The sequence below is a fragment of the Pseudomonas sp. H3_E04 genome, from assembly GCF_054668915.1.
On the sequence record NZ_CP162797.1, the window covers coordinates 934,010 to 946,471 of the forward strand.

General features: G+C 59.9%; 13 protein-coding genes. 9 read left to right on the plus strand and 4 right to left on the minus strand.

Features of this window, described 5'->3' with window-relative positions:
• The first annotated feature begins 30 nt into the window (after window positions 1–30).
• From AB4N53_RS04335 to AB4N53_RS04350, 4 genes are read left to right on the plus strand one after another with little or no spacing between them, the layout of a single operon-like run.
• Window positions 31–681 (plus strand): hypothetical protein, encoded by a 651-nt coding sequence (locus AB4N53_RS04335; RefSeq protein ID WP_460118469.1) that lies wholly within the window; start codon window positions 31–33, stop codon window positions 679–681.
• On the plus strand, window positions 681–1,109 hold the full coding sequence (locus tag AB4N53_RS04340) for a phage holin family protein (protein WP_460118471.1): 429 nt from the start codon (window positions 681–683) through the stop codon (window positions 1,107–1,109). Before AB4N53_RS04335 ends, AB4N53_RS04340 begins: the two co-directional genes overlap by 1 nt.
• On the plus strand, window positions 1,106–1,918 hold the full coding sequence (locus AB4N53_RS04345) for a DUF3618 domain-containing protein (RefSeq protein WP_460118473.1): 813 nt from the start codon (window positions 1,106–1,108) through the stop codon (window positions 1,916–1,918). The genes AB4N53_RS04340 and AB4N53_RS04345 overlap by 4 nt, the downstream gene beginning before the upstream one ends.
• Window positions 1,919–1,944: 26 nt before the next feature.
• On the plus strand, window positions 1,945–2,271 hold the full coding sequence (locus AB4N53_RS04350; protein ID WP_460118475.1) for a hypothetical protein: 327 nt from the start codon (window positions 1,945–1,947) through the stop codon (window positions 2,269–2,271).
• A 2,178-nt stretch (window positions 2,272–4,449) separates the two neighbouring features.
• Here AB4N53_RS04350 and AB4N53_RS04355 read toward each other — a convergent pair.
• Complete coding sequence (locus AB4N53_RS04355) at window positions 4,450–5,343, minus strand: LysR family transcriptional regulator (RefSeq protein ID WP_460118477.1); 894 nt, start codon at window positions 5,341–5,343, stop codon at window positions 4,450–4,452.
• A gap of 130 nt (window positions 5,344–5,473) precedes the next feature.
• On the opposite strand from AB4N53_RS04355, the gene AB4N53_RS04360 reads away from it, so the two are divergent.
• A complete protein-coding gene (locus AB4N53_RS04360) occupies window positions 5,474–6,685 on the plus strand; it encodes an MFS transporter (protein ID WP_460118479.1) in 1,212 nt (403 codons plus the stop codon).
• A 1-nt stretch (window position 6,686) separates the two neighbouring features.
• Here AB4N53_RS04360 and AB4N53_RS04365 read toward each other — a convergent pair whose 3' ends face one another.
• Entirely contained in the window at window positions 6,687–6,845 is a 159-nt protein-coding gene (locus tag AB4N53_RS04365; RefSeq protein ID WP_460125311.1) for a DUF2986 domain-containing protein, read from the minus strand.
• A gap of 127 nt (window positions 6,846–6,972) precedes the next feature.
• On the opposite strand from AB4N53_RS04365, the gene AB4N53_RS04370 reads away from it, so the two are divergent.
• From AB4N53_RS04370 to AB4N53_RS04380, 3 genes are all read left to right on the plus strand, one after another.
• Window positions 6,973–7,470, plus strand: coding sequence for an anti-virulence regulator CigR family protein (locus AB4N53_RS04370; protein ID WP_460118481.1), 498 nt, complete (start codon window positions 6,973–6,975; stop codon window positions 7,468–7,470).
• Window positions 7,471–7,625: 155 nt separating this feature from the next.
• The gene (locus tag AB4N53_RS04375) at window positions 7,626–8,600 is read left to right on the plus strand and encodes a quinone oxidoreductase family protein (RefSeq protein ID WP_460118483.1); all 975 of its coding nucleotides are present in this window, start codon (window positions 7,626–7,628) and stop codon (window positions 8,598–8,600) included.
• Window positions 8,597–9,523 carry a LysR family transcriptional regulator gene (locus AB4N53_RS04380; protein WP_460118485.1) on the plus strand — a complete coding sequence of 309 codons (927 nt, stop codon included), beginning with the start codon at window positions 8,597–8,599 and terminating at the stop codon, window positions 9,521–9,523. The genes AB4N53_RS04375 and AB4N53_RS04380 overlap by 4 nt, the downstream gene beginning before the upstream one ends.
• A gap of 695 nt (window positions 9,524–10,218) precedes the next feature.
• Here AB4N53_RS04380 and AB4N53_RS04385 read toward each other — a convergent pair.
• Together AB4N53_RS04385 and AB4N53_RS04390 are read right to left on the minus strand one after the other, a co-directional pair.
• On the minus strand, window positions 10,219–10,695 hold the full coding sequence (locus AB4N53_RS04385; RefSeq protein ID WP_460118487.1) for a hemerythrin domain-containing protein: 477 nt from the start codon (window positions 10,693–10,695) through the stop codon (window positions 10,219–10,221).
• A 255-nt stretch (window positions 10,696–10,950) separates the two neighbouring features.
• Window positions 10,951–11,166, minus strand: coding sequence for a PLD nuclease N-terminal domain-containing protein (locus AB4N53_RS04390; protein WP_460118489.1), 216 nt, complete (start codon window positions 11,164–11,166; stop codon window positions 10,951–10,953).
• Between the two features lie 168 nt (window positions 11,167–11,334).
• On the opposite strand from AB4N53_RS04390, the gene AB4N53_RS04395 reads away from it, so the two are divergent.
• Complete coding sequence (locus AB4N53_RS04395) at window positions 11,335–12,462, plus strand: saccharopine dehydrogenase family protein (protein ID WP_460118491.1); 1,128 nt, start codon at window positions 11,335–11,337, stop codon at window positions 12,460–12,462.

Genomic DNA, 12,462 nt, shown 5'->3' on the forward strand with positions numbered 1-12,462 from the left:
TGCGTTTTCAGTCAGAAGGCGAGGGGCAACATGAATACTTCAGACAGCAGGGCAGGCTTTGAATCAGGTGATCCGAACAGCAAGCCTGGACAAGGTTTTGAACATTTGAAAGACGACGTGAATGAAGCGCTGGGCGGCGCGCGGCAACAGGCTGATGCGCAATTCGGTCAGTATCGCGACACGGCGGCCGAGCAGATCGAAGCCTTGGCGCAAGGGGCGAAAAGCTTCGTCTCGGAGCTGCAGGACAAGGACACGCTGGGCATGTCCGACTACCTGACTGACATGGCCGATTCCATGACCGGACTGGCGGGCAATCTGCGCGGCAAGAGTGCCGAGCAGTTGCTGCACGATGCGGCCGATCTGGCGCGCAGCAATCCGGGGCTATTCATCGCCGGCAGCATTGCCATCGGTTTCGGACTGTCGCGGTTTCTCAAGGCAGGGACGGCTGCGGCAGCGACGGTCAGTGCCGAACACGATCCGGCGGCGGGCTCCACCTCGACGCCACCGCCAGCCGATTACGGCGCGCAGCGGCCTTATGAATCGGCAATGCCGCCGTCGGCCCACGCCAATCCGGGACTGGCCACCGGCATCACCCCGACCTCGCCCAGTGACAGCGATCACCCTTCTGATTTTGCGGCAGCTTCCGTACCGCACGCACCTGACGCCAAAGGAGAACTGTGATGAACAGAGATGAATCTGATCTGAGCGGGGCAAGGCCCCTTGGCCAAGCGGATGACGCTTCGGTGGTCGGTCTGTTGCGACAACTGTCGCGCGAAGTTCCGGCGTTGTTCACCAAGGAGCTGGCGCTGGCCAAAGCCGAACTGCAGAACAGCCTCAGCACGCTGAAGGCAGGCATCGGTGCGGTTGCCGGTGGTGCGATCGTGTTTCTCGCTGGCTTCATCATTCTGCTGATGTCGGCGGTGTACGGCCTGAGCATGTTCATGGCGCCGTGGCTGGCCGCGCTGATCGTCGGCGTAGTGGTGATGATCATCGGCTTCGCCATGCTGCAATCCGGGAAAAAACAATTCGAGCCATCTCACTTCAAACCTGATCGCACCCTCGACGCCTTGAACAAGGATCAGGAAGCGCTGCGGAGGAAAGTCTCATGAAAAGCGAACTGGATATCGAAGCGGAAAAAAGCCCGGAGCAGATCGAGCGCGAGATCGATGCGCAACGTGCGAGCATCGGCAACATCGTCGATCAACTGGAAAGCAAATTCACTCCCGGGCAGATGATCGATCAGGCTTGGGGAATGATGCAGAGCAACGGCTCGACGTTCTTCACCAATCTGGGCACCAGCGTGCGCAATAACCCGGTGCCAGCGGTGCTGACTTCGGTGGGCCTGCTCTGGCTGATGATCAGCCAGAATCGACCGCCCGTGCCGCAACCGACCTATCGTAGCGGTCCGGATCAGGACAAGGCTGGCGAGTGGGCCGACGGTTTGGCCGACGGCATCGACAGTGCGCGCGCGCATTTGCACTCGACTACAGACTCACTGAAGGGCGGCTATGAGGCGCTGAAAGGCAAGGCCAGCCACCTCGGTGAAAACGTCGGTGCTGCGAAGGAAAATCTGAGCCATGCGATGCATGACGCCAGTGATCGACTGTCGCGTAATTCGCAAGTGCTTGGCCAGCAATTCAGTCACATGCTCAAGGAGCAACCCCTGATGGTCGCTGCCGCTGGGGTTGCGCTCGGTGCATTGCTCGGCGTGGCGTTGCCGACTACGTCCACTGAACAGCGCTACATGGGCCGCACCAGCGCAGGCATGGTCGACAAAGCCAAGCAGAAAGCTCAGGAAGGTTACGAGGCCGTGCGTGACACGGTGACCCGAACCACCGAACAAACCGAGGTTGAGACCAGGCCAGATCCGGCGCGGCCGTCGTCTTCCGATTTGTCACAGGGTCTGGGTACATCCTGACAGTGAGAAATAAGGGGAGGCCTGCAATGGGCCTCCCTTTTTATTGGGCTGCGGCTCAAGTCGATACCTCGTTTGCGGGCATTGCAGATATTCCACCAACGTCTGTGCACACGCTTCAATCGCGCCGTCGACCACCAGTTCGAAACCATGGGAATCTCATCCATATTTCCGATGATGCGCCCGGCGTACTTGCCATCGGGATCGGGTTTGCGACCCTTGAACAGGCCGATGACATTACCGGCCCGATCGGTCCAGACCTCGTCGCAATGACGCTGCAGTTCTTCCAGGCAGATCGCCCGAACCTCGCCTTCCTGACCGCCGGGCCCGCGTGCCATGAGCAAGCGGCTCAATAGTCGTGGGGTGGATTGTTGGAGATAAAGATCGTTGGTATGTCCCGGACCACTGTGGGAGCGGGCTTGCTCGCGAAAGCGGTGGGTCAGGCGGCGATGATGTTGAATGTACCGGCGTCTTCGCGAGCAGGCTCGCTCCCACAGGGATTTTGGTTGCGTTGAAGATTGTGAGTTTGCCCCGGATTATTGTGGGAGCGGGCTTGCTCGCGAAAGCGGTGTGTCAGGCGATGATGGTGTTGAATGTGCCGGCGCCTTCGCGAGCAGGCTCGCTCCCACAGGGGGTTCGGTTGCGCTGAAGATTGTGGGTTTGCCCCGGATTATTGTGGGAGCGAGCCTGCTCGCGAAAGCGGTGTGTCAGGCAATGATGATGTTGAATGTGCCGCCGCCTTCGCGGGCAGGCTCGCTCCCACAGGGATTTGGGTTGCGACAAAGATTGCTGATTTGCCTCGGATTATTGTGGGAGCGGGCTTGCTCGCGAAAGCGGTGTGTCAGGCGATGATGATGTTGAATGTGCCGGCGCCTTCGCGAGCAGGCTCGCTCCCACAGGGGGTTCGGTTGCGCTGAAGATTGTGGGTTTGCCCCGGATCATTGTGGGAGCGGGCTTGCTCGCGAAAGCGGTGGATCAGGCAATGATGGTGTCGAATGTGCCGACGCCTTCGCGAGCAAGCCCGCTCCCACAGGGATTTGGGTTGCGACAAAGATTGCTGATTTGCCTCGGATTATTGTGGGAGCGGGCTTGCTCGCGAAAGCGGTGTGTCAGGCGATGATGATGTTGAATGTGCCGGCGCCTTCGCGAGCAGGCTCGCTCCCACAGGGGGTTCGGTTGCGCTGAAGATTGTGGGTTTGCCCCGGATCATTGTGGGAGCGGGCTTGCTCGCGAAAGCGGTGGATCAGGCAATGATGGTGTCGAATGTGCCGACGCCTTCGCGAGCAAGCCCGCTCCCACAGGGATTTGGGTTGCGACAAAGATTGCTGATTTGCCTCGGATTATTGTGGGAGCGGGCTTGCTCGCGAAAGCGGTGTGTGAGGCGATGATGATGTTGAATGTACCGGCACCTTCGCGGGCAAGCCCGCTCCCACAGGGGTTTCGGTTGCGTTGAAGATTGCTGATTTGCCCCGGATTATTGTGGGAGCGGGCTTGCTCGCGAAAGCGGGCTGGCAGGCGATGATGATGTTGAATGTGCCGCCGCCTTCGCGGGCAAGCCCGCTCCCACAGGGATTTGGGTCGCGACAAAGATTGCTGATTTGCCTCGGATCATTGTGGGAGCGAGCCTGCTCGCGAAAGCGGTGTGAGTGACGATGATGTTGAATGTGCCGACGCCTTCGCGGGCAAGCCCGCTCCCACAGGGATTTGGGTTGCGACAAAGATTGCTGATTTGCCTCGGATTATTGTGGGAGCGAGCCTGCTCGCGAAAGCGGTGTGAGTGGCGATGATGATGTTGAATGTGCCGCCGCCTTCGCGAGCAGGCTCGCTCCCACAGGGGGTTCGGTTGCGCTGAAGATTGCTGATTTGCCTCGGATCATTGTGGGAGCAAGCCTGCTCGCGAAAGCGGTGGATCAGGCAATGATGGTGTCGAATGTGCCGGCGCCTTCGCGAGCAGGCTCGCTCCCACAGGGGGTTCGGTTGCGCTGAAGATTGTGGGTTTGCCTCGGATTATTGTGGGAGCGGGCTTGCTCGCGAAAGCGGTGTGTCAGGCAATGATGGTGTTGAATGTGCCGGCGCCTTCGCGAGCAGGCTCGCTCCCACAGGGGTTTCGGTTGTGCTGAAGATTGTGGGTTTGCCCCGGATCATTGTGGGAGCGGGCTTGCTCGCGAAAGCGGTGGATCAGGCAATGATGGTGTTGAATGTGCCGGCGCCTTCGCGAGCAGGCTCGCTCCCACAGGGATTTTGGTTGCGTTGAAGATGGCGGCTTTGTTCCGGATTATTGTGGGAGCGGGCTTGCTCGCGAAAGCGGTGGATCAGGCAATGATGGTGTTGAATGTGCCGGCGCCTTCGCGAGCAGGCTCGCTCCCACAGGGGGTTCGGTTGCGCTGAAGATTGTGGGTTTGTCCCGGATTATTGTGGGAGCGGGCTTGCTCGCGAAAGCGGGCTGTCAGGCGATGATGATGTTGAATGTACCGGCGCCTTTGCGGGCAAGCCCACTCCCACATGGATTGGGTTGGATTGAAGAGTTGCGTTTGTCAGCGGTTGTATTTCAGCGCTTCGACAAACGCCGCAAACGCCGCCGAGCCCTGGCGTCTGTTCGGGTAATACAGGTGATAGCCCTGAAACGTTGGGCACCACTCTTCCAGCACCTCCACGAGTCGCCCGTCGGCCAGATAAGGCGCGACCAATTGCTCGGGCACATACGCCACGCCGATGCCGTCCACAGCGGCATTGAGCACATGCATGATGCTGTTGAACACCAGTTGCCCGTCGACCTTGACGCTGAAATCCTGTCCCTTGTGCGCGAACTCCCACGCGTATATCGCGCCGGCCGGTTGGTGGCGGATGTTGATGCAGGTGTGCTCCGTCAACTGATGGGGCGTGGCGGGTGCCGGGTGACGAGCGAAGTAGTCGGGCGCGGCGACCACTGCCAGGCGCCAGTCCGGGCCGATGCGCACGGCGATCATGTCTTTGCTGATCGATTCACCGAGACGGATGCCGGCGTCGAAGCGCTCCTTGACCACATTGGTAAATCCGTAATCGACGTAAAACTCCAGGGTGATGTCCGGATAGTCCTGCAAAAACTTCGCGAGCATCGGCCGGATGCACAATTCGATCTGATCGTCCGTGCAGGAAATCCGGAGGGTGCCGCTGGGCTTGTCGCGCAGTTCACCGAGGGCCTCGAGCTCGGCGTTGATCTGCTCGAACAGCGGCGCAATCGAACGCACCAAGCGTTCACCCGCTTCGGTCGGCGAGACGTTGCGCGTGGTGCGGGCGAGCAAGCGAATACCCAGACGCTGCTCCAGCGCGCGAACCGTATGGCTCAACGCAGACGGCGTGACGCCGAGGCGAGCGGCGGCTTTCGTGAAACTCTGCTCCTGCGCCACGGCCAAAAAGGCCTGGAGATCGTTGACTTTGGCGTTGCTCATTGCTGAATTTTTCTCAAAAGCACGTGAAGATTACCGCTACTAATCAACTTAACCGCAATCCGTCAAGCTTTACAGCCTGAGTAGCGCGGCAAAAATGCTTCGCTCAAATCTTCTCCAAAACAGGTTTTTCATGACGGCCCAAGTAATTGATAACCCGACAGCCCAGTCCATGGGCGCGTCCACAGCCGGCGAGCAACCGGCGTACTGGAGCGGCGTGTTCGCGATGACCTTGTGCGTCTTCGCGCTGATCGCTTCCGAGTTCATGCCGGTCAGTCTGCTCACGCCGATGGCGACGGACCTGCGCATCAGCGAAGGTTTGGCCGGTTACGGCATCGCCATTTCTGGCGCCTTCGCGGTGCTGACCAGTCTGACGATCGCCAGGCTCGCCGGCTCGATGGATCGCAAGCGCTTGTTGCTGCTGTTGACGGCGTTGATGTGCGCGTCCGGGCTGGTCGTTGGTCTGGCGCCCAACTACACGGTGTACATGATCGGCCGCGCATTGATCGGCGTAGTAATTGGCGGCTTCTGGTCGATGTCGGCGGCACTGGCCATGCGTCTGGTGCCAGCGGCCAGCGTGCCCAGGGCACTGGCGATTTTTAACGGCGGCAATGCTTTGGCGACCGTTGTGGCGGCGCCGTTGGGCAGTTATCTGGGCAGTGTGATTGGCTGGCGCGGGGCGTTTTTCTGCCTGATACCGGTGGCGTTGATTGCGCTGCTCTGGCAGTGGATCAGCTTGCCCGCGCTCCCCGCCGCGCCACGCAAGGCGAGTGCAGGCAATGTCTTCGCCTTGCTGAAAAACCGTCGGGTGGCATTCGGCATGCTCGGCGCCGGGCTGTTCTTCATGGGCCAGTTTGTTCTGTTCACTTACCTGCGACCGTTTCTGGAAACCGTGACCCGGGTCGACGTCTCGGTGTTGTCGATGATTTTGCTGGTCATTGGTGTGGCCGGGTTTATCGGCACTGTGATCATCGGGTCGGTGCTGAAGTCAGGTCTGTACAGAGTGGTGATCGCCATTCCGTTGTTGATGGCGATGATCGCCGTGGCGCTGATCGGGCTGGGCAGTTCAGTGCTGGCAGCGTTCGTGTTGCTGGGCTTGTGGGGATTGATCGCCACTGCCGCGCCGGTAGGCTGGTGGTCGTGGCTGGCGCGCACGCTGCCCGAAGATGCCGAAGCCGGCGGTGGGCTGATGGTGGCGGTGGTGCAATTGTCGATCGCTTCGGGCTCGACTGTCGGTGGTTTGCTGTTCGACGGCAGCGGTTACCGGCTGACCTTTTTCGCCAGCGCGGCATTGCTGGTGCTGGCGGCGCTGATGACCTGGCTGACGTCGCGGCAGACAGCCTGAGTCAGCTTTCGGTGTTCTCGGCCGACGCCTGCGCAGCTTCGGCTTCCAGCTTCAGGCGATCGGCCTTGCAGATGTATTTGGGCTTTATCGGCGCCAGTTTGGCGTTGGCCTTTTTGGCTTTTTCCTTGAACAACTGCTGCAGCTTCTTTTGGCGATTCATGTTTTTTCGATCAGGGTGGAGAGGGTGGGAATCCTGACGCAAGGCCGAGTGGTCAGCAAGAAGAAATCCACTAAGCTGAGCACATTCGCCCATACTCAAGAGCATCCCCCCACCGAAGGAATCGCACATGAGAAAAGCTCGCAGATTGATTACCGCGTTGTCTTGCCTCGCGCTTGTGATCGGCAGCACGACCGCATTGGCCGACCCCGGCAATGGCAAGGGGCAGGGTGGCCAAGGCGGCCAGGGCAACGGCAAGGGCAAACCGCAGAACATGCAGGATCACGGCAAACAGGGAGGGGGCGGCCAAGGCAATGGCAACAAAGGCCTGCAACACTCTGGCAATGGTGGCGGCCCGAGTTTCGATCGCGGCAATATCCTCGGCATCGTCGACGGCTATCGCGGCGAATACTGGAATCCGGGGCCACCGCTGCCGCCGGGCATTCAGAAGAATCTGGCGCGGGGCAAACCGCTGCCACCGGGCATCGCCAAGAAACTGGACGGGCGTCTGCTCGGCCATTTGCCGCACTATGACGGCTACGAATGGCAACAGGTGGGTACCGACCTGATTCTCGTTGCGCTGGCCACCGGGCTGATCTACGAGGTGCTCAACGGCGCTTTCGATTGATTTTTCCAAGAGGAGTGGCAGCACGTGCCGCTCCTTTTTTTATGCGCGCATAGCTGCATCAGGTGCAGCAATGAACTGCATTCAGGCTGGGTTGTTCGTTGAGTTCTGAGCTTTCAGACTGGAGCTCAACGCTTGACGAATGAATGGAGATGACCATGGCCAACGCAATCCGCTTCACCGAAACGGGCGCTCCGGACGTCCTGCAATTGCAGACTTTCAGCGAGCAAAACCCTGGTCCCGGCGAGGTCTGGCTGGAGCAAGCGGCGGTTGGCGTCAATTACCTCGATGTCACCCAGCGCAAAGGCGCGGTGCCGGTGGCGTTGCCGTCGGGGCTGGGTCTGGAAGGTGCGGGCCGGGTTGCGGCTGTCGGTGCCGGTGTGAGCCACGTGCGCGTCGGTGATCGGGTCGCTTACGCCACTGGCCCGTTGGGCGGTTACGCCTCGGCGCGGCTGTTCCCGGCGGAGCGATTGGTAAAAATCCCTGATCAGCTGTCGTTCGAAGATGCAGCGGCGGTGCTGTTCAAAGGCATCACCGCGCAGTACCTGCTGAAGGCGACCTACCCGGTCGGGCCGGGCACGACGATGCTGCTTTACGGCGTCGCGGGTGGTCTGGGGGAAATCATGGTGCCGTGGGCCAAACACCTTGGCGCGACGGTGATCGGTGTGGTGTCGAAACAGGCCAGTGTCGACAAGGCGCGCGCGTCGGGCTGTGACGAAGTGCTGGTGTTCAATGCCGAGACCCTAGCCGCCGATGTGTTGCGTATCACCGAGGGGCGCAAGGTCGACGTGGTGTATGACCCGATTGGCCGGGTGTCTTTTCAGGCCTCGCTGAACAGCTTGCGCCCGCGTGGATTGATGGTCTCGTTCGGCGCGCAGACCGGCGCGCCGGCGGCGGTGGAAATGGCCACGCTGAACGCCAAGGGCTCACTGTTCCTGACGCGTCCATCGCTGGCCGCGCACACTGCTACGACAGCCGAATATCAGGAGCGCGCACAAGATGTGCTGGCCGCCGTGGCCGCCGGTATCATCACGCCGCAAATCCGCGCGCGTTATTCATTGGCTGACGCGGCACAAGCGCATGCCGATCTCGAGGCAGGCCGATCATCAGGGGCGATCATTTTAAAACCATGAATCTGGATGTTCTGAGCAACCCGCACAGCGATGAAATCGCTGCTTTCCTGGCCGTCGCCGCGCAAGGTTCGTTTGTCGCGGCGGGCCGTTTGTTGCAGCGTCATCCGACCATCGTTTCCAAGCGCCTTGCGGCAATGGAAAAGCGACTGGGCGTGCGGCTGGTGGAGCGCTCGACACGACACGTGCGTATCACCGAGGCTGGCCTGCAACTCGAACAGCGTCTGCGCGCGGCCGTCGAGTTGATGAACGAAGCGCAGCAGCAAGCGGTGCAGGGCGCCAGCGAAGTGCGCGGCACGTTGCGTCTGGCGTTGCCGGCGGCGATGGGGCGGTTATGGCTGGGGCCGCTGCTGCCGGAATTTCTCAAGGTCCATCCGCACGTTTCGTTGGTCGCCGATTACAGCGAAGGCCTGGTCGACATCATCGAGCAGGGCTTCGACGCTGCCATTCGCATCGGCGAACTGGACGACAATCGGCTGATCGCGAAGAAGCTCAGTGACCATCGCCGGATTCTCTGCGCGTCACCGGCGTACCTCGAGGCGCACGGCATGCCGCAAACCCCGCAGGACCTGCTGCAGCACAATTGCCTGCGCTTCAGCGGGCTGGCGTCGTTCCCTTTGTGGCGTCTGCATCGCGGCAACGAGGTACAGACCCTCACGCCACACGGCAACCTGACCGCCAGCGACAGCGAATCCCTGCTCGCCGCCGCCCGCGCCGACGCCGGGATACTCGGCGCCGGCGACTGGCTCATGAGCCGCGATCTGACGGCAGGGCGGTTGATTCGCGTGTTGCCCGACTGGCATCTGGATTCGGCGGGCGGCGTCTATCTGGTCAGGCCGTCATCGCGGTTTCCAGCGGCGGCAGTGGTGGCGTTCAAGGAGTGGATTGAATCCAAATTCGATCCCGGACCCCCTTGGGGCCTCTGACCACAACCTGCATCAACACTGACACTGCCCCAGTGGGAGCGAGCCTGCTCGCGAAAGCGCAGTGTCAGTCATAGATGATCTGATTGACCTGACGCCTTCGTGGGCAAGCCCACTCCCACAGGTTTTGTGGTTTGCACCAAAATTCCTGAACACCCAAAAGCCCAGTGGTTTGCCCCCAAAATTCCTGAACACCCAAACACCCACTGGCTTGCCCCAAAATTCCTGAACACTCACAAATCCAGTGTGGGAGCGGGCTTGCTCGCGAAAGCGGAGTGTCAGTTATAGATGATCTGATTGACCTGACGCCTTCGTGGGCAAGCCCACTCCCACCGGTTTCGTGGTTTGCCCGGAAATTCCTGACACCCAAAAACCCAGTGGCTTGCCCCCAAAATTCCTGAACACTCACAAATCCAGTGTGGGAGCGGGCTTGCTCGCGAAAGCGGAGTGTCAGTCATAGATGATCTGATTGACCTGACGCCTTCGTGGGCAAGCCCACTCCCACCGGTTTCGTGGTTTGCCCGGAAATTCCTGACACCCAAAAACCCAGTGGCTTGCCTCAAAATTCTGAACACCCACAAGTCCAGTGGCTTGCCCCAAAATTCCTGAACACTCACAAATCCAGTGTGGCAGCGAGATCCATTTCGGGCGCACAAAAAAGCCCGGCATCGCTGCCGGGCCTCGGTGTCTTCAGCACTTCAAGCGGCAATCTTGTTGGCCGCCATTTCCTTTTTGTGGCTCGCCTTGATGGCTTCCATCTGTGCGCCCAGCTCTTCGAGCTTGGCTTTGCCGAGAAGCTTCTGCGCTTTGGGGAACATCTCCTCTTCTTCCTCTTCGATGTGATGCTCCAGCAGTTCCTTGACCACTTTGACGCGACCGGCGAATTCCGGTGAGCCTGGATCGGTTTCTTTCAGATCAGGCAGCACCAGCGAATCCACGGTGCGGTGCTCTTCCTTGGCTTCGTAGTACATGATGTCTTCTTCCTTGCTGCCGGCTTCCTTGAACGCAGGGTAGAGAATCTCTTCTTCGAGACGGGTATGGATGGTGATTTCCATTTCCAGTTTGCCCAGCAACTCGACGCGTTTTTTCAGCGCACGGTCGGTGGACTCGCTCAGTTGGCTGAGGATGCCTTTTACTTTTTCATGGTCGGCTTTGAGAAGGTCGATGGCATTCATTTTTTGAGGCCTCTGCTTTTCACGGATTGAACACAGCGTTCTTTTTACGCGCTGCTGTGTATTCAGGAAGAGGCTGTCGCATGACTCATGCCAACTCACCGATCAAGCGCAACCCGCGTAAATCAAGGGCTGTCGCCGAAGCAGGCATAACGCCTTCGTGCAGGCTGCAAGATATCCGCGCGACGGACATTGCATATAACAAGCCCGGCAAAGCCGGGCTGTGGTGATGCTTGAAAAAGGGCCAGGGCCGGCGCTTCACCGGTTAGCCTGGGATGGCGAAACGCGCCCGATATGCTTGGGCCCCGCCAACGCCCAGGCGATCAGGCCGAACAGCGGCACGAACACGATCAGCACGATCCACACGCCTTTATTGCTCGATTTTCCCTCGCTTTTACGCACCCGGTTGATGGCCCAAAGCTCGATCAGCACGAGAATGACCGCCAATACGATCCACACGGTTTCGATTTGCATAGGCTTACCTCCTGATGGTCTGTGCGTTAGGCGACAAGCGGGGCGTTGGGTTCATTCTTTTTGCCCGGGACAAGCGGACGCCGTGATACCCGTGGCAAAATAAATGTCTCATTGCGGCTGTGGCCTATATCCTCTGCGCCACGTTTAGGCTGAAACAGGGAAAGGGCAATGGCATTCAGGGTGATGGTTGTCGGTGGTTACGGCAATTTCGGCAGTATCGTTTGTCGGCATCTGGCGCTCATGCCGGAGATTGAACTGCTGCTGTCGGGCCGCGATGCGCGCAAGTTGCAGGGCAAGGTCGCTGAGCTGCAAGCGCAATCGGGCCGAGCTTGTGAAGGGTGGTGCGGTGATGCAATGGGCGCAGGTTTTCAAGCGGCGTTGCGAGAGTTGAATGTTCAGTTGGTGGTGCACACCGGCGGGCCGTTTCAGGGGCAATCCTACGCAGTGGCTGAAAGCTGCATCAGTGCCGGGGTCAATTACTGCGATCTGTCTGACTGCCGCACCTTCGTCAACGGCATTGATGTGCTCGACGCCCGCGCCAAGGAGGCTGGTGTGGCGGTGCTCAGTGGTTGCAGTTCAGTGCCGACCTTGTCTTCAGCAATCATCGATCAGCAGCGCCAGCGTTTTGCGCGAATCGACTCGATCGAGCACGGCATTTCTTCCTCGGCGAAAATGCCGGGGCTGTCCACGGTCGAGGGCGTGCTCGCCTATGCCGGTAAGCCGATCAAACAATTGAAGAACGGCCAGGTACACGAAGTACTGGGCTGGCTCGATCTGACCCTGCGCAGCATGCCGCAACTGGGCACGCGGGTGCTGGCCAATGTCGATGTGCCGGACATGGATATTTTCGCTCGCCGCTATGGCGCACAGACGCTGCGCTTCAAGGCTGGCGCCGGCCTGAAGCTCGGCGGCGTCGCCAATGCCGTGCTGGCGCAAGCCTTGCGCTTCGCTGTGGTGCGCGATCACGTGCGCTGGGCGGCGCGCTTGCATCGACTGGGCACCTGGTTCGAACGCTTCGGTGATGGCAAAAGCGCGATGTACATCGATGTTCGCGGCATTGCTGTCGATGGCCAGCCGCTGAGCATGACCGCTCAACTCACCGCACTGAATGACAAAGGCCCGGAAATCCCCAGCTGCGCCGCCGTCGCCCTTGCTACAAAAATGGCTCGGGGTTACGTGCCGCAATCTGGCGCGCGGCCGTGTGTTGGCGACATCAGCGTCGAGGAATATCTGGCAGCAATCAACGATCCGGCCAACTTGAGCCTGTCGGTTCAATTCTCCGATGGGCAGCGTTGA